Source organism: Rhodospirillaceae bacterium, from assembly GCA_016712715.1.
Classification (GTDB): domain Bacteria; phylum Pseudomonadota; class Alphaproteobacteria; order Dongiales; family Dongiaceae; genus Dongia.
In genome coordinates this window covers 597,158-619,257 of the sequence record JADJQM010000001.1, presented here as the reverse complement: position 1 = coordinate 619,257, position 22,100 = coordinate 597,158, and the positions used below count along the sequence as shown (strand labels likewise).

Sequence of the window (22,100 nt, the reverse complement as noted above, 5' to 3'; positions counted from 1 at the left end):
CAGGAGGTAGTCGGGGACATGGCGTCGGATGCCCTTGCCGCGTTGATTGCCGACGAACTCCATGTGCCTGTGGGCGCCGCGGCGCGTGCCATGGCCGAGTTTTGTCGCGGGCGTCATGGTGATGCAGCGCTCGGCGTCCTGTTCTATGGCTCCTGCCTGCGGCAGCCGGATCAGATGCTAACGGAGTCGCTCCTGGACTTCTATGTCATCGTCGACGATTACGCGACGGCCTATGATAATCGGATACTGGCTTGGGTCAATGCGCTGCTGCCACCCAATGTCTTCTATGTGGAGATGCCCTGGGAGGGCGGGCAGTTGCGCGCCAAATACGCTGTGATGTCATTGCACCAGTTTTTGGCGGGCTGCCAGCCATCCGCCCGCAATGTCTCCATTTGGGCGCGCTTCTGCCAGCCGGTACGGTTGATCTGGTCGCGCGGGACTGACACCGACGCGGCCTTGGCAGATGCCCTGGCACAGGCCTGCCGGACGATGTTTGGGAACTCCCTGCCGCTGTTGGATCGCCATGAAGAGATGGATTCCGTCACTGTGTGGCAGCGTGGCTTCCAGGCGACCTATGCGGCAGAGCTCCGCGCCGGATCCAGCGATCGGGCACTTGCCATTGTCGCTGCGGATGAGGGGCGCTATCGCCGGATCGGTGATCTTCTGTTGCCGGCGATGCGTGCGCAGTCGCTGACGCGAGAGGCGGCGTTGCGCAACTGGCGAGGGCGCCGTGCTCTTGGCAAGAGTCTCAACTATTTGCGCCTCATCAAGGCGGCGTTCACCTTTGACGGTGCCGTAGACTACGTCATGTGGAAGGTACGGCGGCATTCCGGCGTCACCATTCCCGTGAGCGATTGGCAGCGCCGGCATCCACTGCTCGCGGCGCCCGGGCTCGCTTGGAAGCTCTACCGACGTGGCGCTTTCCGATAATCACCTCTGGTTGGGATGAACAAGATGGCAGTTGGAGCCGGATTTTATTTTCTGTCGATGGCCCGTAACAATGCCTGGGCCAATCACCGCCTCTTGAGGGCCTGCAACCAGCTCGGTCCGGCGGATTTCGCAGCAAAGCGGACCAGCTTCTTTCCGTCGATCATGGCGACGCTCAATCATATCCTGGTGGTCGACTGGTTTTATATCGACGGGCTGGAAGGTGGCACATTGGGTCCCGCGGCCTGGGCCAATGAGGTACCGCATCCAGACTTCACGTCCTACAAGGTTGCGCAAGCAGCCGTTGACCAGCGCCTGATCAGTTTCTGCGATGCGCTCGATGAGGTGGCCCTTGCACTGCCGGTTCGTTTGCACCGGGGCAGTCACGTGCAGGTCGATCGCGTTGACCGCATTCTGCTGCATCTCTTCGAACATCAGGTCCATCATCGTGGGCAGGCGCATGCCATGCTGGCCGGAACGAACATCGCACCGCCGCAACTGGATGAATTCTTCTGTGCGAGCGACGCCAGGTTTCGTGGCGAGGATTTTGCCGAACTCGGCTGGCGCGAGGATGAGGTCTGGCGGGGACTGGAGCTCAAATAACAAGAGGGCCGGTGCTTGCGCACCGGCCCTGTGAGACAGGTCTTTAGGTCTTCAGCAATCGTCAGAGATGATCGGTAATCGTTACTCAGCGGCAACCGCACGCGCCGGTGCACCAAGGATGCCGAGTTCGCGACCGACCTGGGTCAACACCTCGACTACATGCTCAAGCTGCGCCTTGTCATGGGCGGCCGAAACCGAGCAGCGCAGCAACGCGGTACCTGACGGCGTCGCCGGCGGCAAGGCCAGATTGACATAGACGCCGTTCAGCAGCAGCGCGCGCCATGCGCGAGCCGCCAGCGCCGGATCGGTGAGATGGATGGCAACCACAGGACCCTTCTGTTTGCCGACGGTGAAGCCGGCATTCTGGGCGCCGTGATAAAGCGTATCGACGTTCTGCCACAGCTTGTCCATCAGGCCCGGGTTGGCACGAAGCTTGGCAAGCGACGTGCGCACCGAAGCGACGGTCGCCGGCGGCAGCGAGGCAGTGAACATGTAGGGGCGGCAGGAAACGCGGAGGACGTCGAAGTCTTCCATGTTCGAAACAAGGAAGCCACCGACGGCGCCCATGCTCTTGGAGAACGTGCCGGTGATGAAATCGACTTGGTCGAGGACGCCGTCATGCTCGACGACGCCCTGGCCGGTCTTGCCCATGACGCCCATCGAGTGGGCTTCGTCGACCAGGATATAGGCGCCGTGCTTCTTGCTGACGGCCACGAATTCCTTCAGCGGCGCATGGTCGCCCAGCATCGAGTAGATGCCTTCGACGACGACGATCTTGTTGCCGGGCTGGTCGGCAAGGCGGCCGAGGCGACGATCGAGATCGGCCGGGTCATTGTGCTTGAAACGGATCACGGTCGCCGAACCCAGCTTGCAGGCATCGTAGATGCTGGCATGGCTGTCGGCGTCGATGATCAGGAAATCGTCCGGGCCGGCGAGGGTCGAAATGGCGCCGAGATTTGCCTGGTAGCCGGTCGTGAAGACCATGCAATGCTTCTTGCCGTAGAAATCGGCGAGATCGGCTTCGAGCGCCCTGTGATCGTGATAGGAGCCATTGGCGATGCGCGAGCCGGTCGTGCCGGTGCCGCAGGCATCAAGCGCGTCCTTGGCAGCCTGGATGCAATCGGCATCGAAGGTGAAGCCGAGATAGTTGTTGGAACCGCACAGGATGGTGCGGCGGCCTTCGACCAATGCCTCCGGTGGAGGACAGGATCTTGTCCATCTTCACACCGAACGGGTCGGCGCCGCAGGTCTTCACGGCGGCATGCAGTTCGCGCTGCGCCTTGAAACGATCCATCAACCCCATAACTACGCCCCCTTCTTCGAATCAATCACGGTCTGAGCAAGTTGTCCGACCGTGGCAATCTCCGGCACCATGTTGAGCGGGATGGAGACATCGAATTTGTCTTCGAGTTCCATCAGCAAATCCATGACGGCCAGCGAATCCATGTTGAGGTCACGGGCGATATCGGTCGTTGCCGTGATCTCGATGTCAGATTTCTTGAACGGCACCAGCGCTGTGGCGATTTCCGCCACGACGTCATTCAGAGAGATACCGGAAACCTGCGCTGCGCTTGCCGCCACGATGCCAAACCAATCTTTTCTTGTTATCGAATCTGTTAACAATGGGAACCCCTTAGGCGGGAAACCGACTCGCGCCGCTTTCCTCCCAGAGGTTGTCGTAAATTTTGCTGCTAAAGTTAAATGACGAATTGTTACCGTATGTAACAAGTCATCGATTCCAATCCCTTAGGACAGGAATCTAACCTCACAAGAGAGCCTCGGACCGGTACCAGCGGAGGGTATCGGCAAAGCCATCGGCCAGGTTGAATCGGGGGCTCCAGTGCGCCAGGGTCGATAGACGTGGGCCTGAGGCAACCCAATCGGGGTGGTACAACTCGGCCAGTTTGCGCGGGGAGAGTACCCGTGGGTGCTTGGTCACCGCGGAAACCAGCCCGACCGCGCTGGCAATCGGCGCCAAGAGAGTTCTGGTTCGCGCGCGGCAAGGGAGGAAATATGGACGAACCGCGCATCTGGAGCAGCTGTCGCGGCGGCCTCCAGAAGGCGTGAGGTGCCGCCTTCATTGACTTGGAAGAACTCGAGCGGTGTCAGGGCGCGGACGAGGCCTGCGCTGTGGACAATGGCGTCACACCCCTCGACCAGCCGCATGAGGCTGGCGCGATCATCCAGATCGCCCAGGACGATCTCAAGGGGATGGTTCGGCATCAATGCTGCCTGCGGCATGCGGCGCGTTAGAATGCGCACGCGCCAGCCAGCTCGGGCTAGGTGGTGCACGGCCGCTGCCCCGACGAAGCCGGTAGCGCCGGTCAGGGCGACGATGCCCGGCATCAGTGGGCGACCCGGGTGCGGCTAAGCACTGATGCCGAGATCGGCATCTGCATAGACGCCCTGCAGGTAATTAGCCTTGGCCTTGGCGCGAGACAGCTTGCCGGAGGAGGTCTGCGGCAGGCCCTTCGGCGGCACCAGTTCGATCCGCGCATCGACGCCCATCGATCGCTGCAGCAATCCAGCTATTTCCTGCTTCAGCTTGGTGCGGGCGGCGAGATCGCTCATGCGACATTGGACCAGCACGACGACCTGTTCCTGCTCGTCATCGCCGACAACCGAAAAGGCGGCGGCGTCGCCACGGCGAAGATCCGGCATTGTTTCCGCGGTCCATTCCAGGTCCTGCGGCCAGATGTTGCGGCCGTTGATGATGATGAGATCTTTGGCGCGTCCGGTGATGACAATTTCACCCTTCAGCAGGTAGCCAAGGTCGCCGGTATCGAGCCAGCCATCGGAGCTCAGCGCTTCGGCGGTCATTTCCGGTTGGCGGAAATAGCCGGCCATGACGCTGGGGCCTTTGAAGAAGATGCGGCCGATGCGGCGTTCCGGCAGGGCCTTGCCGGCCTCGTCGCGGATCTCAAAGGCGTGGCCGGGAAGAGCCGGGCCGCAGGCAACCAGCGAGCGGGCGGACTTGCCCGGCACCGTCGGCTGCGCGGTCTGGGTTTCCAGCGCCGCCCGATCAACATGATCCACGGTATAGTCGATGTTGAGTGGCGCAAAGCTCATGGCCAGCGTGGTTTCCGCCATGCCGTAGCTCGGCACGAACGCTTTGTGCTGGAAGCCAAAGGGCGCGAAGGTTTCGCTGAAGCGGCGGAGGATCGTATCCTGGACCATGTCGCCGCCAATACCCGCACCGCGCCAACTCGACAGATCGCCGGCAAAATCGGTGTCTCCCCGCATCCGCTTGACGCAGAGCTCGTAGCCGAAGGTTGGCGAGTAAGCGAGGGTGCCGCGGTTTTCCGAGATCAGCTTCAGCCAGGTCAGTGGGCGGCGCGCAAAATCGCGGGTGGCGATGTAGTCGATCGACACCTGGCCAGTTGCCAGGACCAGCAGGAACCCGACCAGCCCCATGTCGTGATAAAATGGCAGCCACGAGGCGCAGCGATCGATCTCCATGATGGCGAGGCCATCATGCGTGATGGCGTGGGCATTGGCCATCAGCACGCGCTGATGAATCTCGATGCCCTTGGGAAAGCGTGTCGATCCGGACGAAAACTGCAGGTAGCTCGGCTCATTGGCAGCAAAGGGGCGGGCCGCCGCCTTGTTGGCGGGAAGGGCCTGGAAATCGGCCAGGGTCCCGATCATGCGCACATGCTCCAACCCGGCCGCTGCCTCGGTGAGGAAGCCCATCAACGCGGCTGGGCCGATCGCGGCACTGGCCTCACAGCCGGACAATTGCTGCCTCAGTTGGGCGATGTAGGCCTCGCGGCCGCCGAGGCTGGTCGGAACGGCCACCGGGACCGGCAGCAATCCCGCATATTGCGTGGCGAAGAAGGCGGCGACGAACTCGGCGTCGGTGTCGGCGATGAGGACGATGCGCGCCCCGCGCTCCAACCCCATGCCAGCGAATCGCTGTGCCAAATCCCGCGCCCGCGCCTGCAGTTCGGCATAGGTGAGGACATTGGCCAGATCGCCCTTGGCCGTGTAGAAATTAAGGCCGGTCACGCCGCCGGCGGCATAATCCAGCGCCTCCCACAGCGTTTCGAAGGTGCTGCGGCGGTGTTTCAGGCTGGTATTTGTGGTCGCGGTCGGCTTAAGGGTCATCTGCACTGGGCTTTGTTGAGGTCGCTGACTTAGAATAAATCCAGATATCATGGGACCTTAGGTCGCAGTCGGATGATTTGCACGACAGTCTTGCGCCCCTTAGGATTTCGCGGTCCATAGCAAATGTCCGGACCTCGGACAAGGCATTGCACAAATGGCGCGCGGCGTGGACGATGGATTGGGCGCCTCAGTTTTAGGGAAGTTACCTAATGAAGACCTCGGATCTGGAGCTCTCGGCGGTACAACGGTCGGGCAAAAAAGACAGCGCGAGCGGGAGATCTGGCTTGTTCGATTGGCTCCTGCCAAAGGCCAAGGGCAAGAAGAAGAAGTTCAAGGCCGGGACGCCGCCCAGCGCGCCCACCGTCGATACCAAGACCAAGGTCAGCCAGTCGATCGCCGATGTCGTGGCGCTGTTGAAAGCAGACAAAGCCAGGCGCGTTGCGGTCCATGGTGACCAGGCGTTCTACGATACCTTCCGGATTGAATCAGGCGGTATCGATACGGTTTGGATGTCGACCGATATCATCAACGACCAGCCCAGCGGCGCCAAGCCAGTGACGGCCGAGACCATAGCCGATTGTGATGCGATCGTTGCCGGCGGGCCGGACGCGGCCACCAAATTCCGCTACAGCCTGCGCCTGATGCAGGCCCATGCGCCAACCAGGCCGGTGCATTGGGTCGCGCAGAACTGGGAGTTCTGTGCCGGGACGGCCGCCATCCCGCTTGAGATCGACGATGTTGACGCACTCGCCTTCAATCACTTCGAAGAGTTTTTCGGCATCAAGGACCCACTGCAGTTTCGTTTCGAGATTATCGCCGAGGGCGAGATTCGACGTTCGTATCTCGTGCTTGGACCCAGCCAATCGGTCAACCTCAACCTCAAATCCCTGATGCCCATGCGCAAGGGTGCTGTGTGCATGAAGGTATTCGTGGCACACCCTTTCCTCACACGCGGCCGTCACTATCGTTTCCGCGTCTGTGGCGACGTCTTCTGGAAAGACAGCTTCACAATCATTCACGGCTCGCACCAGTTCTTCAAGAATCCGAACAAGGTGCAGCCGTTCCGCCTCATCGATTCCGTGGTCCGCAATGGCGAGGTCATCATGACCGTGCCGAATTACGATCTCGACATGGGCAGCGACGACGAAGTGACGATCGGTACAGGTGCTGCGAAGTCGACCATCAAGCGCTCGCGCCAGCGTCCGGTCGAGGAAGTTCATTTCAAGCGCAATGGCAAGCCATCTTCAGATCGTACCTATTTTGCCGCCTCCTATGCCGGCTATGGCACGTCCTTCTGGTACGCCCTCGACCAGGGCTTCTCGCAGCAACCGGGCAAGATTGCGTCGATTGCCGCCAATCACCTCTGTCGGGTCGGCGTCGACAATCGTGACGACATTCTGTTCAAGCCTGAGGAACGGGCGATTGTCGAGACGGCGATCAAGGCCGGCTTCATGATTCATCCTTGCTGCCTGCCGGTGACGGAGGTCAATAATCCGCTCAGCTTCGGCTTCAACTTCGATGCGTCGAACCCGCCATTCGATGATTACTGGCTGCGCTTCTACGATCGCGCCGGCGGATTTGTGGGTGAGATGCGCTATCACAAGGACTTTGTCGGTCCCGCCTATCTTGATGACGTGCTGGCCGGTTGGTCGCATCCGCGCAAGGGTGATATCACCATGGCGCTGGTCTGTCCGGACCACCTCAAGACCGGCCTGGCGCCGCAACGCCTGGTGACGACATCCGATATGGCCGTTCGACACCGCGTAACTGGCGACCAGGATTTCACAGAATTCCAGTCTTCATGGCGCAATGTCGGGGCCGACATCCCGACCCTGCCGCATTGGCTGCACCCGTCGATCGGAATCATGGGGCGCACCAATGTGATCGGTCGGGTTCGGACGCGTGATGGTTTCAAGACCGGCGTTTTTGTCGCCAATGCCAGCGGCAACCTCAACTACAGCATGAAGGCGCGGGTCGAGATCGCCGCCATCAATCATGAAGGCGATCGCCTGAGTCACATGCTGGCCTTGCCGGCCTTCGGTGCCGACATTGTCTGGCTGGACGACGTGCTGCCGACGCTCAGGCAGCATATCGGTGAAAGCGGCATCGCCGCCCTGCAGGTAAAATCGGCCGATGCCGATCTCACGGCCCATGTGCTGGGCCTGTCGCCTAGCGGCGCCGTCGGCCTGCAACATCTCTGGGGGTACTGACCCGGTATGGGCAAATGGGGGGAGGGGATCGGGCGCGCCATCGCCCCGATCACCATCAGGTTTTGGCGGTCGCTAGACAATCCGGCATGGAATTATGCCGCGATTGCCGAGGAGGCTTTGGCGGCCGCGCTTTCAGTGACAGTCAACCCGAGCCGCGTTCGACGCAAGCTAGTGGCGAAATCCGTCGTGCCGATCAAGGACAGCTTCCTTGTCGACGGACTCGGCGCGATGCCGTCCGAACCGATCGAAGACCTCTATACCTTTATGGATATGTCGGACATCGCTCGTTTTGGCGAGGATTTTGCCGGCAACCAGGCTCTATCAGTGGCTGAAAGCAAGCTGGCTCGCCGGCCGGCCGGTCGAGGGACGCGGCCAGGTCTTTGATAGCGAAGCCGGGATTGCGGCCTGTTGCCGGACCTACCTCGACCTCTACCGTTCGCTGGAGCGGGACGGATACCGCTATAGCGGCGATGATGAAATCTGCCTGGGACTGGCCGCCGATGGTGAGATCGTCCATATCCGGCGTGGGACGCACCGCATGGCGGCTGCGAAAATACTTGAGTTGCCAAGTGTTTCGGCTCGGATTACGCATGTAGACCGGGCCTTTGCCCGAGCCGCCATCAGCGCTGGGGAACGTGATATCGCCGGCGCCCTTGGTCGGGCCATCAGATCAGCAACGAGTTGAATGCGTGCGAGACGTCTTTCGAATCTTCTTTGATAGTGGTTGGCGCCTTCAGGTTTTGATCCTGGTGGCACTGCTTGTCTCCGGCGTGGTCGAGATTATCGGCATCGCCACATTGTGGCCGATCATCGGCCTGATCGGCGGCGAGACAAATGCGAAATCGCATGTCATCGACGAGTACGTGCAATGGGGTCTGGCGCAGTTTGGGCTGCCGCTGACCATCGAAACGCTGCTGATGGTGATCCTGGGCGCGGCCACTTTGTCGTTCGTCTTTGGGACCGCAGGCTCGGTTTTCGTGGGTCGATCGGTTGCCAATTTCGGCATCAGCGTCCGCCTGCAGTTGATCGATGCCTTGGTCCATTCCAAATGGAGCTATTTCGTGGCGCAGCCTGTGGCGCGCTACACGGCGGCCATCAATTCGGATGCCGACCGCGCTGCTCTCGCCTTCAAGTCCGCCGGCCTATGCCTAGCCGGTCTGGTGCAAACCTTCGTCCTCATGACCATGGCTCTGTTCGTGTCGTGGCCGTTCTTTCTTGGGGCTATCGGTGTGTCCGCCGTGTTGTGGCTCGGTGTCGGTCGCTACATGCGCATGGCGAAGAAAGCCGGGCGTGGCAAGTCGAAGCACAATCTTGCGCTTCTGCACTCGGTGACTGATGCGCTCACCAATGTGAAGGCACTGAAGGCAATGAACCGGCATGGCTTCATTGGTCATACATTTGCTGTACATGTTGACCGCTTGCGCCGCGCTACACAGGCAGAGACTTACAGTACCAGCGCTGTCCGCGCCGTGCAGGAGCCTCTCTTTACGGTCCTGATCCTAGGCGGTCTCTATGTGGGGCATTCCGTCCTGGGCATGGATCTGCGCGTGATGCTGGGGTCGACGCTGCTCCTCAAGCGTGTCGCCGACGCGATCGGTAGCGTGCGATCAAATTATCAGCGTGTGATCCTGGAACGGCCTTCCTATTGGCAGTTGCAGAAACTTCTGAACGAGGTGCGCAGCAATCGCGAGTATCTGGCAACCGGCACGTTGCCGACATTGCCAGCCACCATCTCACTCGATCACGTCGGCTTTTCCTATCCCGGGAAGCGGGTAATGAGAGATGCCAACATCACCCTTGAGGCGGCGAACTCACCACGGTCATTGGCCCCTCGGGCGCCGGCAAGACCACACATCGCCGACCTGGTCGCCGGGCTTCATAGCGCATCTGAGGGCACGATCCGGATCGGCGGAATTCCGATCGCCGACCTCGATATGGCGGCGTGGCGCCGGCAACTGGGCTACATCCCCCAAGACAGCATTTTGTTCAACGATACCATCCACAATAATGTAACGCTCGGTGACCCAAGCATTTCGCCAGGTCAAGTCGAGGCCGCCTTGAAATCGGCCGATGCGTGGGGCTTCGTATCAAAACTGCCTGGCGAGATAGAGTTCACTATCGGTGTTCGCGGCAGCCTGCTGTCGGGTGGTCAAAGGCAACGCTTGGCAATTGCCCGTGCCCTGATCGGGGATCCCAAATTTCTGATCCTTGATGAGGCAACCAGCGCGCTTGATCAAAAGACGGCTCGGGAGATCAGCCGAGCCGCGCGCGCCCTGACCGGCAACCGTACCATTCTCGCCATCACGCATCAGGCGCTCTGGGTCGACGCCGCGGATCGGGTTTATGAAATACGAGACGGGAAGGTTACAATCGCACCGGTAGCCGAACCGGCCTGATCAGGCTGGCTTGGCAGTGGTTGTTGATTCATTGCCCGCTGACTGTGGTCAAATACGTTGCCTTGATCGATCCGGTAGACTCGGTCGGCCAATTCCACCCAGGCCGGTTGATGGGTGATGGCGAGGACAGTGAGTTTTCCTCTCTGCCGGGCGACGGCCGCGCAGATTTCTGCTTCGGTTTCTGGATCCAGGGCGCTGGTAGCTTCGTCAAGAATCAGAAGAGTCGGTTCTGTGACGAGTGCCCGAGCCAATGCGATACGCTGTCGTTGCCCACCTGACAGCAGCACACCACGGTCGCCCACGGTGGTGAAGAGACCATTTGGCATTTCGGCGACAAATCGCATGGCCCCGGCGGTTTCCAGAGCCCGGACAGCAGCGGCTTCGCTTATGTTCGGATCGCCCAAGGTCACGTTCGCCAGAATGGTGTCGTTGAACAGCAGGATCTCTTGCGGCACATAGCCCACTTGGCTGCGCCAACGCCCGATATCGATATCGTGCATCGGAATTCCGTCCAACGTGACGCGGCCTTGCTCAGGGTCAAACAAACCCAGGATCAAATCGGCGATCGTCGTTTTTCCGGACCCTGACTCGCCAATGAGAGTGGTGATTGTTCCGCCGACAAGTTCGATCGACACATTCTTCAGGACGGGTGCACGACCATAGGAGAACGTGACATTCTCGAGCCGGCAGGCGCTCTTCAAGCTGGGGATGGTGCGGCCGCGGAAAGATTCGGCCGCTGCCTCTGTCTCGCGCAGCGTGTCCATGAACGACCAGTAGCCAACCTCGGCATGAGCGGACTCGCGCGCCGATCTATGCACTTTGGTGACGGAGCGTGTCAGTCCAAGAATGAGCAAGCCTGAAACAAGCATGCTGGCCAGGTCGAGATGGAGGATGCTGACGGCAACATAGGCGATGGTCGTCAGCATCATGATGATCAGGAGATCCGGCAGCTTGCCTGCCAATTGCTCCAGCAGCACCAGTTCGCGCAAGGACTGGCGCAATGATTTGGTCTCATTGCGCAACTCATGAATCAACGCTTCATGGCGATGCATCGCCTTCATCGGCTTGAAGCTGACGACGACGTCATTGAGATCGGTCACGATCGTTCGGCTGGTCATCAGCATGCGCCTGGCAAAGAGACGCGATCGCCTGATCAGGATCCGCATCGTCACACCAACAACGACGGCCATGAGTGAGCCGATCAAGGCAACCTGCCAATCGACGATGAACACAATGACGGCGAAGACAAAGGCCTGTGTGGCTGCAATCAGCAGGTTGAGCGAGGTGCGATAGATCGCGGAGCCCCAATTGGCCTCCGTCGTGATGGCGCCGGCAAAGCGGCCGATCGGGTTGATTGTGTAGTATGACCAGCGCGCCGCCAGCATTGCGTCAATCATGCGAGAGCGCATCTCGGTGGCGATTTCAGCGACGAGGAAGCCGACATATCGGGCAACATTGAGCGAAATGATCGCTTTATAGATGGCGAAGGCGCCAAGCAGCAGGATCAGGGCGCCAAGGGTGGGTGGGATGTGCAGGATCTCGAAGGACGTCAGGATAAGCCGCTCAACCTTGTTCGGCTTGTCAGTGGCGTCGCCCGATACGATCGTCAGGATCGGAAACAGACTTGCTACGCTGAGCCCCTCGAGCAGGCTGGCTGCCATCACCCCGACCATAACGGGCACCTGCCGCCATATCCCATGCTTGCGAATGACACCGTAGGCATTGGCCAGGGCCGAGGGGGTCTGTTTGGGATCCAGACTTGCTGATATCGCGACCGGGTGCGCCCAAGGGGTACGCCTTCATCCAAAGAAACCTGTTCGGGCGCCCTGGAAGCTGACTGGCGCTTGGGTTGTGATATCATTCAGGAGCGGGATGTCAATTGCCGGGGTATCTCCAGGAAGAAAATTAACCCTCCTGGATTTGCGGGGGTAGTTTTGTGGCTAACAAGCTCTTTATCCAGTCCAACGATGAACAGTATCTCGGTGCCTTGGTGGCCGGATATGCCGCCAAGCGAAACAGCCGCCAGCCGGAGGCCTTCGACGTCGAGATCATGCATTTTCGGGACTTTCCCTGGCTGAGTGCAAGAGTCGGGCAGAAGTTCCTGCGCGGACTGGAGCACCGGGTCTGGACAGATGCCGATCTGCAGTCCTTCACGCCGGTCCGGTTCTCGCCACCCAAGACCATGGGCTACCAGGGCCGCGCCGTGGTCATCGACCCGGACTGTTTCGCCGTGGCCGATATCATGGAGCTGTTCACGCGTGACATGAAGGGGGCCGGTGTGATGTGCCGGATTCGTCCCGGCCTGAAGGAAATGCCGCCCTACCGGGCCTCGAGCGTGATGCTGCTCGACAATGCGAAACTGACCCACTGGGATGCTGAAAAGACCTTTGGCGAACTGTTCGAGTTCAAGAAGGACTACTTGAAATGGATCAAGCTGGAATACGAGGCAGACGCCAATGTCGGTCTACTTGAGCCGGAGTGGAATGATTTCGATCATCTGACCCCGGCTACCAAGATCTCTTCCATACGACCTACCGACGGACACAGCCCTGGAAGACCGGGTTGCCGATCGATTTCTCGATCCGCGAAAAACCCAAGAAATCTGGTTCCTTCACGAGCAGCCTGATCAAATCTGTCAAGAGGACCTTTGGGGGGGCGAAGCCGCGCGCGGTCAAAGACGGCTATTACCAGCCTCATCCCGATCCCAATCAGGAAAGGTTGTTTTTCAGTCTGGTCCTTGAAATGCTCCAGAAGGGCATCATTGACGAGGCGCTGGTCGAGAGCGAGATGGCCAAGAATCACGTTCGCCACGACGCACTCGATCTGTGCCGCAAGCTTGCTGCGTAAGGTGAGGCGACGGAACGTCGCTGCGGCGGGTTGTCAGATTGTATCGTCGCCCAGCGACGGGCAAGCTGCAATCGTTCCGCTAGAAATTACCCGATAAGGGCAGGATTGGAGACAGACTCGATGTTGGCAGCCACGGTTGAACAGCGCGCGCCCCACATGCTCGAGGGCGTTAACGCCGATCAGGTTGTAACTGAACCCTATACGCATCATGCGCGCCAGAACGCCGTGCCGGCTGAGATTTACCGGCAGCTGGAAGCGGAGTTCCCGAGCCTGGAGACGATCCTCAATGGCCGCAGCGAGGTTGGCAGCAATGTCGCGGTGCGCCTGACGGTCAAGCAGGTGCTGGGGGACCGGCGCATATCGCCGCTTTGGCGTGAGTTTTTTGAGTACCATACGTCGGGTGACTACTGGCGCCACGTAACTCGCCTGTTTGGCGACCACCTGCGTCGCGAGTTTCCCAACCTGGAGGCCCGCGTCGGCCGGCGTTTTGAAGATTGGCGTGTTGTGCCGCACGGCTTTGCCGGAGATGCGGACATTCGACTGGACTGCCAGTTCGTGATGAACACCCCGGTCCGCGAAGTCACCAGCGTCAAGACACCCCATGTCGATTTGTGCGACAAGATTTTTTCGGCGCTGTTCTACTTCCGCGATCCGGCCGATCAGGTCAACGGTGGTGACTTTGACATCTATCGGTGGCGTCGCGAGCCACGCTTCATCAAGCACCGCTCGATGGACCGTGATGTCGAGTTGGTGAAGACCCTGCCTTACAAAGCCAATTCCTATGCGTGCTTTGTCAATTCGGCACGCGCCATCCATGGGGTGAGTCCGCGCGGGATCACGAACATCCCGCGGCGCTACATCAACTTTATCGCCGAACTGCCGTTCAAGGCGTTCGAACCAAAGCAGCTCAATCGGCTGCAGCAGATGTGGTTCGCGAGCGAGGTACGTGAGGCGGTCCAGGACGAGAAATACTGATCCCAAGCCGATTCCTTTGAAAGGAAACGCCGCCCCTTCGGGCGGCGTTTTCCATTTCAGTCGACTTGCTTCAGGGCACTGGCGACATCAGTCGGCCGGCGGTCCTTGAGATGTGCTCGGTCGATGACGATGATCCAGAACGTGCGCACACCGTGATAGGTGGCGGTCAGGATCTGCCAGGCGACGATCAGGTAGAAGGCCTCGGTGGCCAGGCCCAGCGCATAGCCGAGGATGAACATCGGCAGGGTGATGTTGCGCCGTGCGATGAAGGTGCGCATCCGCCCATCAAGCTTCGAATGAGTATGGAAGGCGCGTTGGAAGTAGGTCGGATAAACCTTCAGGATCAGCCGGTCGACGACGTAGAACACCATCACCAGGATGGTGGCGATGCCGAGCGTGGATCCCCAGCCAAGCGTGGCAAGGCCGATGCCGTAGGCCCATGACAGATACCAAAGGGCGGATGCACCATGTCGAGGCCATGGTCGAGGAAGTTGCCGAGTCGTGAATCGGGTGAAGGTGAGGCGGGCAAGCTTGCCGTCGACGGAATCGAGGACGCTCATGCCATAGGCCATGGCAAAGCCCGTCCAGAAGGACCATGGCTCGCCGATCGCCCAGATCGGAATGGCACCCAGCGCCAGGATGATGCTGAAGATCGTTACTGCATTTGGGTGGACACGCGCCCGGGCCAGCGGCCCGACCGAGATCCAGACCAAGGGCGGGTAGACATAGCGGGTGAAGAAGTCGGTCGAACCCTTGTAGTTCGACCAGAACATGAACTTCTCGACCTTGGCTGCCTTGTCGGCGGTCTCGACCCGGAACATGTAATAGGGGATGGTACGGCGCAGCTTACGGATGAAGCCGTTGAACTCATCCTGTCCATAGGCGCGCACGGTGCCGGCTGCCACGAGCTTTTCAGCCAGGGCATAGAGGTCTTCCGCATCAAGCGCACCTCCGGCAAGGCCGCTGTCCAGCCGCACCATGGCGGCACGCTCCTGGTCCTTGGGTGCCATGACTGCCACGGAATCAGCGAGGCCAGCGAGCGAGGTGTGGAGCCGCGCGTCCGGCAACGTGGCGCCGTCCAGAAGCAGGATCGGCTGGGTGCCGGTTTCGGCCAGAAAGGCATTGAGGCGGGCCGCAAAACTGCTGGCGCCCTGGCGCCACTCAATCGGGAATACATCGTTGAGGCTGGAATCGATCGATGGTTTCTGGCCATCCGCGCCGAGATCAACCACGATCCTGGTGGGGCGCGGCAACGAGCGTTTCAGGGCCTGAAGATGGCGTTCGACCAGGGTAAGGCCAAAGATCTTCGGAATCCGCCCGCATTGGGCAGCGTCAATCCAAACCAGCATTTTATCGGGATTCCCGGGGAAATTTCATCGGGGCGTCATATCACGCAGCTTGCACTAGCCTCAAGCATTGCCTAGAGGGGTATAAGAAAATGATCCTATTTTCCATCTCTCTCTTGCCAGAGCGCTCGAATCCTTTCTAGGGCGACCTGTATCTCGCTTCGCAACCCGAGAAAGGCTGGTTCGGTCGTCTCGGCATCCACGCCGAGCGGCAGCGCCACGCCCATGTCGATCAAGCGATTCTCCAACTGGTCGATATCGCGCCGTGGTCGGGCTTTGCCGCGCCGGGTCCAGAAATCATAGAGCTTGTCGAGCGGATCTGCCGGCAACGATGAATCCTGCCGCGCTTTGCGGCGCAGGCGCCAATTGCGCGAAAGCGCGGATTTGAGCCCCGGCTTCACCTTCGGTGGGATCTTTGGCAGGTGGAAGAGATGGATAGGCTTCTGACGCGTCGCCGCTTCCGCCACCATTGAGGCACTGTCCACCGATACGACAAATCGATCCGCGAGCGCCAGCATCGCCTTGTAGGGGTTGTCGACGCCGGCGTCGAAGGGGAAGAACAGGTATTTGCCGGGCGCGATCTGTGCCAAGCCGGTTTTCAGGGCCGCGACGACCTTGGCATCGGTTCGGGGTGATGTTGTGACCAGCAGGCTGCCGGCGTGCCTGGTGCGGAAATCCGCCAATTCTGCCAACATTCGGTCAGCTTCCATGGCCCCAAAGGTGAGTTGTGGCGTCGGCCCCCCAACCAAGACGGCGGTCCAGGGCCGGGGCAGGGTGGCAAAGCGCTCATGCCATGCGGCGGCAGCGCGCCCCAATTCCTCAGCTTCGACGGAAACGAATGGAAGCGTGATTTCAATCACATTCGCGGCGTCAGGCAAATTGTATTGAGGGGTGGTGATGACAAGATCAAACAACGCCAAATCCACCCGAGGCCGTCCGAGATGAATAAGCAGTGGCGGCCGCGCTGCCTGTGTCCGGATCCAGCGCGCCACTGGCACCGACCGGCGACCGATGGCGATAATGACATCCGGCCAGGGTGCCATCAGTGGATTGCTGCGCGACAGATCGACCCCGATCAGGCTGGCGCCGCGGTCCTGAAAGCGATCGTGCAACTGTCATCGTAGCGGATCTGCTTAACGGTGCAGGGCCAGCCAAGGGCACGACCCAGCGCCAGGACCTGGGCATTGTCGCCAGTGCGCTCACCCAGGATCAGCCAGGTGCGGGGCGCGACGGCCGGTCGTTCTGTGATCTGTTCACTCATGACCGGCGGACCTTAGCAATCGAATCGTCGAGCGCCAAGGCGACGTTGTTTTTTGGCGCGAAGCTGGCAAACGCCCAAATCCTGTCGCAATCATCGGGTATCAAATCGTTCCGTCGACGCTATAATTGGTCGCTGCGGGTTTTTGCGGGACGGTCCGCGGCGCTGAGACGTCAACACAACCTCCAGAAAAACTCGTTCATGCGGGAATACTGACATGCGTGCCCCCATCTTCCGCCTTGGCTTCTTCCTCCTGCTCATCCTCCAGTTCCTTCTGCCCCAATCCGCCAGCGCTACCGACCTCGCCGATATCGCGCGCGAAGCAGCCGCCTACCGTGCCGAATTGCTGGCCGCGGCGAAAGGGGAGGATCCCCGCCGAATCGATCTTCTTGTCCAGCAATCAAAATCCGAGGCCGATGCCAGAAGGTTCAAGGAAGCCGTCGCGCTGCGCGCGCGGGCACTTGGCCTGGGTGACGAAAGCTATGACAGCTGGATTACCCTCGCCAATCTTCTCGATGGGGCCGGCGAGAAGCGCAAAGCGGCTTTGGCCGCCTATCGCGCCTATGTCGAAACGGACCAGTACGAATTGCAGGCCTCCTCCCTCAACATGGTGGCCAAGCAACTCGACAATCTGGGCGAGAAACGGCTGGCGCTCGCGGCCTATGAAGAGGCACAGCGTTACAACTACGATGAACAGGCTGCCAGTCGCGCCGAACAGCTGCGCCAGATGCTGGCCTTCTCATTGACGGGCAGCAAGCTCAACACCGAAGGTGAGACACCGGAAGCCTGCCTCGAGTTCCGCGGCGACCTTGCCACGCCAGATTCGGTCAATTACCAGGATTATGTCCGCATCGAGTCCGATCTGAAGGCGACCTATCGCGTCTCCGGACAACAATTGTGCGTCGGCAATCTTGGTTTCGGCGAAAGCTACAAGATCATCGTGCTCAAGGGCATGCCGGCGCTTGACGGCCAGAAGCTCAGTGAGAACGAGGAATGGGCCTTCTCGGTCGGTGACCGTGCTCCCAGTATCGGCTTTCGCAATCAGGCCTATGTACTGCCCAAGATCGGCAGCACGGGTGTGCCACTGATTACGGTCAATGTCGACAAGGCGAAGCTGCGCCTGATGCGCATCAACGACCGCAACCTGATCAATGAACTCTATGACGGCCGCTTTCTCAACAATCTTGAGGAATATGACCGCGAGCGCATCGCCGATAAATCCGGCGAGGAGATCTGGACCGGTGAAATGGACATTGCGAGCGACCGCAACAAGCGCGTCGTGACCGCCTTTCCGATTGACGAAGTGGTGCCGGACACCAAGCCCGGCATCTACATCCTGATGGCGCACAACGCCGCCGATGAAGAGGCGCAGGATGACTACTCCTGGCGCTGGCGGCCGCAATCGACGCAGTGGCTGGTTGTCTCTGATGTCGGGCTCACGGCCTTCAACGGAACAGAGGGTCTCGATGTCCAGGCGCGTTCGCTGGAAAGCGGCCGTCCGATGCACCGACTTGAGCTGCGCCTCATCGCCCGCAACAACGAGGTCCTGGCAAAGGTCCTGACCGATACTTCCGGCATGGCGCATTTCGACCCCGGCCTGCTGCGCGGTGCCGGCGGCCGCACCGCCACTGCCATCATGGCATTCCGGCGCGATGGCGATTTCAGCTTCCTAGATGTCAGCGGTCCAGCCTTTGATCTCTCTGACCGCGGCGTCGGCGGCCGCACCATGCCGGGCGACATCGACATCTTCTTTTACACCGATCGAGGTGTCTACCGCCCGGGCGAGACGGCGCATGTAATGGCGCTGTCGCGTGACCCGGCGGCGGCAGCGCTCGCGGGCCAGAAATTGACCTTCCGTCTGCTGCGACCAGACGGCATCGAAGCCAAACGCTTTGTCGATGTGGCGGACATCGGGGGCGGCTACAGCGTCGATATCGATTTGCCGAGTTCGGCGCGGACCGGCCCCTGGACTCTGGAAGCCTATCTAGACCCCGAAGGTGATGCGCTCGCCAGCACGCAGTTCCTGGTTGAGGATGTGGTGCCGGCGCGGATCGAAGCGAAGTTGACTGCCGCTGCCGATGTGTTCAATCCACCCGAGCCGTTGCCCGTCCAGATCGACGCCAAGTATCTCTACGGGGCACCGGCGGCTAATCTGGCGGTGAAAGCTGAAGTGGTCATCGCCACTGACTACAAGCCGTTCCCCGACCTCAAGGACTATCGTTTCGGCCTCGCTGACGAGAAGATCGAGGCGGAGCGATTGGTCTATGATGACACCTCGACTGATGACCAGGGTCATCTTGAACTCGACATGTCCTTCGACACGGTGCCCGACGCCCAGACGCCGCTCGCTGCAACATTGCGGGTCGAGGTCTATGAGTTCGGCGGTCGCCCAGTGATCGAGACGATCACGCGACCAATCCGCGACCGCGATCTCTATCTCGGCATCAAACCGCTCTTCGCCGATGACCAGACGCAGCAGGGTACGCCGGCGGAGTTCGAGGTGCTGGCGGTTGGCCGCGACGGCAAGACCAAGGCGCAGCCAGACCTCAGCTATCGTCTGGTCAAGGAAGATTGGGATTATGTCTGGTTCTATCGCGACAATCGCTGGGACTATGACTATGTCGTGCGCGATGCGGAATCTTCGACCGGAAAGCTGGTTGTCGCGGCCGATCAGCCGGGAAAGCTCAGCCTGCCGGTTGACTGGGGTCGTTACCGGCTGGAAGTGTTCGACGCGGTCAGCGGCACGGCAAGCTCGGTGCGCTTCTATGCCGGCTGGTGGTCGGCACCGGGTACCGGTGGCACGCCGGACAAGATGCAGGTCGTGGCCGACAAGGAACTCTACGGGACCGGCGACACCGCCGAAATCCGTCTGAGCGCACCCTTTGCTGGTGAAGCCCAGGTGACCATTGCCACGGATCGTGTAATCGACACCTTCTCGGTCTCGGTGCCCAAGGACGGCAAGACCATCAAGATCGATGTCGACAAGAAATGGGGTGCCGGCGCCTATGTGCTGGTCAATGCCTATCGTGCAGGCAAGGGCAACGAGCATGGGCCGGGGCGCGCCATCGGCCTCACCTGGCTCGCCATCGACCCCATGCCGCGCGCGCTGCAGATTTCGATGACCGTGCCCGAGACCATGAAACCGCGGCAGACGGTCGAAATTCCCGTGGCTGTCACCAATCTTGCCGGCAAGGAAGCTCATGTCACCCTGGCGGCGGTGGATGAAGGTATCCTGCTGCTGACCGATTTTGCGACGCCGGACCCTCTCGATCATTATTTCGGCAAGCGTCGGCTGGGCGTCGAGATCCGCGATCTCTATGGCCAACTGATCGACGGCAAGGAAGGCAAGCGCGGCACAATTCGCTCCGGCGGTGACGGTGAAGGCCTTGCCAAGCGTGGCGCACCCAAGGAAATCAAGCTGGTGGCGCTCTTCTCCGGCATCGTCAAGCTCGATGCGGACGGCAAGGCGCTGATCAAGTTCGAGGTGCCGGACTATAACGGTCGCCTGCGCCTGATGGCGGTGGCCTGGGACGATCAGAATGTCGGTGCGGCCGAAGCGGACCTTATCGTCCGCGATCCGGTGGTTGCCCTGGCGTCGGCGGCCCGCTTCCTGGCACCCGGCGACAACAGCGCCGTCTCGCTCTCGCTGCAGAATGTCGAAGGCGCTGCCGGCGTCTATGAGATCGATCTTACCGCCAGCGAGAACCTGCGCCTGACCGGCGAGACACATCTCACGGTGGAGCTTGCCAAGGGTGCCAGCCATGACTGGCGCGCCGGCGTCCAGGGCCTCAGTGTCGGCGAAGGCAAGGTCACCATTGCCATGAAGGGACCGGACGGTTTTGCGCTGACGCGCGACGTCAATCTGCCGGTTCGCCCAGCCCAGGCCGCGATCAGCCAAACCTTGACGCAGCGCCTCCTGCCGGGGGCACCGCTGAAGGTATCGGCCAATGCCCTGGCTGACTTCCTGCCGGAAACGGCGGATCTGCGACTGTCGTTCAGCCAACATCCAAATCTCGATGTGCAGAGCGTGCTGGCCAATCTCTATCACTATCCCTATGGCTGCCTGGAACAGACCACCAGCGTTGCCTTCCCGCTGCTCTTCACGAATGAAGTGGCGGAGATTTGGAGCCTCGAGAACAAATACGCCAAGACTGATCGGCAACAGGTGCAGAAGGCGATCGGGCGCATCCTGGAACGGCAGCGCAGCGATGGGCTGTTCGGCCTGTGGACCAGTTTCAGCTCGCCGGAAAACTGGTTGTCGGCCTTCGCCATGGATTTCCTGACCCAGGCGCGGGAACGTGGCTACGACGTCTCCGACATTGCCTACAACAATGGCCTTGCTGGCCTGCGCTTCGTGGCGACCGATTACAACAATGACAGTGCCGACAACCTCGCGGCCCGTGCCTACGCGGTCTATGTGCTGGCCAAGGCCAAGGACGCAAAGCTCAGCGAACTCCGCTATCTCGCTGACAACTATCTCGACCGTATGCCGACGGGTCTCGCTTTGGCCCAGCTTGGCACGGCCTTGGCGTTGAACGGCGATATCGCGCGCGCCAACGGTGCGTTCGATGCGGCCTTGCTGGCGGCCAATCGGGCGCGACGCCATATGCTGGATTACGGGTCGGATCTTCGTGATCTGGCAGCGATCATCACGCTGCTCAGCGAAGCCAAGCTCCCTGGTCGGGATCCCACGGCCTATCTCGAAACGCTGGCCAACATGCAGGCCGGGCGCAACTATCTCAGCACCCAGGAGGAAGTCTGGATCCTTATGGCGGCGAAGGCGACGACGTCGTCGACCCTGTCGAACATCAGCATCGGCCGCGATGCGGAAACCAGCATCAACCAGACCAAGCCTTACTTCCTGCATCTTGCCGGAAATGATCTGGGGACGGGGTCGGTCTTCACCAACAAGGGATCGGAGCCGGTCTATGCCAAGGCGACGGTCGCGGGTGTGCCGATTGCCGACCTGCCGCCGGAGCAGAGTGGTTTCGAGATCACCCGCGTCTACTACACGCTGTCCGGCGAACCGGTCGACCTCAAATCCGTGCGGCAGAATGATGTGCTGGTGGCAGTCATCAGCGGCAAGGTCTTGGCGGCGGATTATCGCCGCGCTTTGGTGGTCGATCTGCTGCCGGCAGGTCTGGAGATCGAAAACGAGCGGCTGACGGATACGCGTCGCACCGGCGATCTCTCCTGGTTGCCGCCCTTGACCAATCTCACCTACAGCGAGTTCCTCGATGACCGGTTCATCGGGGCGCTCGACGTCGACGCCGAAAGCGACACGGCCAATTTCAATCTGGCTTACATGGTACGGGCGGTGACGCCCGGTGCCTATGCGGTGCCAGCGGTGCAGGTCGAGGACATGTACGCGCCGGAAGTTCGCGCGCGTGGCGGCCGCGACCAGTTGACGGTCACGGCCTACTGAGCGCCG

16 protein-coding genes and 1 pseudogene are annotated in these 22,100 nt (G+C 60.6%); 9 read left to right on the top strand and 8 right to left on the bottom strand.

Annotated elements, in window-relative coordinates; translation table 11 throughout:
- Positions 1-18 precede the first annotated feature (18 nt).
- Both IPK59_03080 and IPK59_03075 read left to right on the top strand, forming a co-directional pair.
- Entirely contained in the window at positions 19-930 is a 912-nt protein-coding gene (locus IPK59_03080; protein MBK8157803.1) for a hypothetical protein, read from the top strand.
- A 24-nt stretch (positions 931-954) separates the two neighbouring features.
- On the top strand, positions 955-1,530 hold the full coding sequence (locus tag IPK59_03075) for a damage-inducible protein DinB (GenBank protein MBK8157802.1): 576 nt from the start codon (positions 955-957) through the stop codon (positions 1,528-1,530).
- Positions 1,531-1,611: 81 nt separating this feature from the next.
- Here the strand turns inward: IPK59_03075 and IPK59_03070 are convergent.
- The 4 genes and pseudogenes from IPK59_03070 to IPK59_03055 all read right to left on the bottom strand — a co-directional run bounded on the left by IPK59_03070 (position 1,612) and on the right by IPK59_03055 (position 5,637).
- Positions 1,612-2,833 (bottom strand): annotated as a pseudogene (locus IPK59_03070) (aminotransferase class I/II-fold pyridoxal phosphate-dependent enzyme).
- A 2-nt stretch (positions 2,834-2,835) separates the two neighbouring features.
- Positions 2,836-3,111, bottom strand: a complete 276-nt coding sequence (locus IPK59_03065) for an acyl carrier protein (protein MBK8157801.1) — start codon at positions 3,109-3,111, stop codon at positions 2,836-2,838.
- Positions 3,112-3,465: 354 nt separating this feature from the next.
- On the bottom strand, positions 3,466-3,876 hold the full coding sequence (locus IPK59_03060; protein MBK8157800.1) for an NAD-dependent epimerase/dehydratase family protein: 411 nt from the start codon (positions 3,874-3,876) through the stop codon (positions 3,466-3,468).
- 21 nt (positions 3,877-3,897) lie between these two features.
- Positions 3,898-5,637, bottom strand: coding sequence for a fatty acyl-AMP ligase (locus IPK59_03055; GenBank protein ID MBK8157799.1), 1,740 nt, complete (start codon positions 5,635-5,637; stop codon positions 3,898-3,900).
- Positions 5,638-5,921: 284 nt separating this feature from the next.
- Here IPK59_03055 and IPK59_03050 point away from each other — a divergent pair, with 284 nt between their 5' ends.
- The 3 genes from IPK59_03050 (at position 5,922) to IPK59_03040 (ending at position 10,243) form a co-directional block, all read left to right on the top strand.
- Positions 5,922-7,847, top strand: coding sequence for a hypothetical protein (locus IPK59_03050; protein ID MBK8157798.1), 1,926 nt, complete (start codon positions 5,922-5,924; stop codon positions 7,845-7,847).
- A 6-nt stretch (positions 7,848-7,853) separates the two neighbouring features.
- A complete protein-coding gene (locus IPK59_03045) occupies positions 7,854-8,231 on the top strand; it encodes a hypothetical protein (protein ID MBK8157797.1) in 378 nt (125 codons plus the stop codon).
- Positions 8,232-8,536: 305 nt separating this feature from the next.
- The gene (locus tag IPK59_03040) at positions 8,537-10,243 is read left to right on the top strand and encodes an ABC transporter ATP-binding protein (protein MBK8157796.1); all 1,707 of its coding nucleotides are present in this window, start codon (positions 8,537-8,539) and stop codon (positions 10,241-10,243) included.
- Here the strand turns inward: IPK59_03040 and IPK59_03035 are convergent.
- Positions 10,189-11,904 carry an ABC transporter ATP-binding protein gene (locus IPK59_03035; GenBank protein ID MBK8157795.1) on the bottom strand — a complete coding sequence of 572 codons (1,716 nt, stop codon included), beginning with the start codon at positions 11,902-11,904 and terminating at the stop codon, positions 10,189-10,191. The two genes, IPK59_03040 and IPK59_03035, sit on opposite strands and share 55 nt — an antisense overlap.
- 275 nt (positions 11,905-12,179) lie before the next feature.
- Here IPK59_03035 and IPK59_03030 point away from each other — a divergent pair, with 275 nt between their 5' ends.
- The 3 genes from IPK59_03030 to IPK59_03020 all read left to right on the top strand — a co-directional run bounded on the left by IPK59_03030 (position 12,180) and on the right by IPK59_03020 (position 14,065).
- Positions 12,180-12,869 (top strand): hypothetical protein, encoded by a 690-nt coding sequence (locus tag IPK59_03030; protein MBK8157794.1) that lies wholly within the window; start codon positions 12,180-12,182, stop codon positions 12,867-12,869.
- The gene (locus IPK59_03025) at positions 12,806-13,090 is read left to right on the top strand and encodes a hypothetical protein (protein MBK8157793.1); all 285 of its coding nucleotides are present in this window, start codon (positions 12,806-12,808) and stop codon (positions 13,088-13,090) included. The genes IPK59_03030 and IPK59_03025 overlap by 64 nt, the downstream gene beginning before the upstream one ends.
- A gap of 120 nt (positions 13,091-13,210) precedes the next feature.
- On the top strand, positions 13,211-14,065 hold the full coding sequence (locus IPK59_03020) for a hypothetical protein (GenBank protein ID MBK8157792.1): 855 nt from the start codon (positions 13,211-13,213) through the stop codon (positions 14,063-14,065).
- A 56-nt stretch (positions 14,066-14,121) separates the two neighbouring features.
- Here the strand turns inward: IPK59_03020 and IPK59_03015 are convergent, their stop codons facing one another.
- The 3 genes from IPK59_03015 to IPK59_03005 all read right to left on the bottom strand — a co-directional run bounded on the left by IPK59_03015 (position 14,122) and on the right by IPK59_03005 (position 16,672).
- Complete coding sequence (locus tag IPK59_03015; GenBank protein MBK8157791.1) at positions 14,122-15,414, bottom strand: CDP-alcohol phosphatidyltransferase family protein; 1,293 nt, start codon at positions 15,412-15,414, stop codon at positions 14,122-14,124.
- 95 nt (positions 15,415-15,509) lie between these two features.
- Positions 15,510-16,523: a mitochondrial fission ELM1 family protein gene (locus IPK59_03010; protein MBK8157790.1), complete on the bottom strand. Its 1,014-nt coding sequence runs from the start codon at positions 16,521-16,523 to the stop codon at positions 15,510-15,512.
- Entirely contained in the window at positions 16,487-16,672 is a 186-nt protein-coding gene (locus tag IPK59_03005; GenBank protein MBK8157789.1) for a hypothetical protein, read from the bottom strand. The genes IPK59_03010 and IPK59_03005 overlap by 37 nt, the downstream gene beginning before the upstream one ends.
- Before the next feature lie 214 nt (positions 16,673-16,886).
- Between IPK59_03005 and IPK59_03000 the strand changes: the two genes are divergently transcribed.
- Positions 16,887-22,094, top strand: a complete 5,208-nt coding sequence (locus tag IPK59_03000; protein MBK8157788.1) for a hypothetical protein — start codon at positions 16,887-16,889, stop codon at positions 22,092-22,094.
- Positions 22,095-22,100 lie beyond the last annotated feature (6 nt).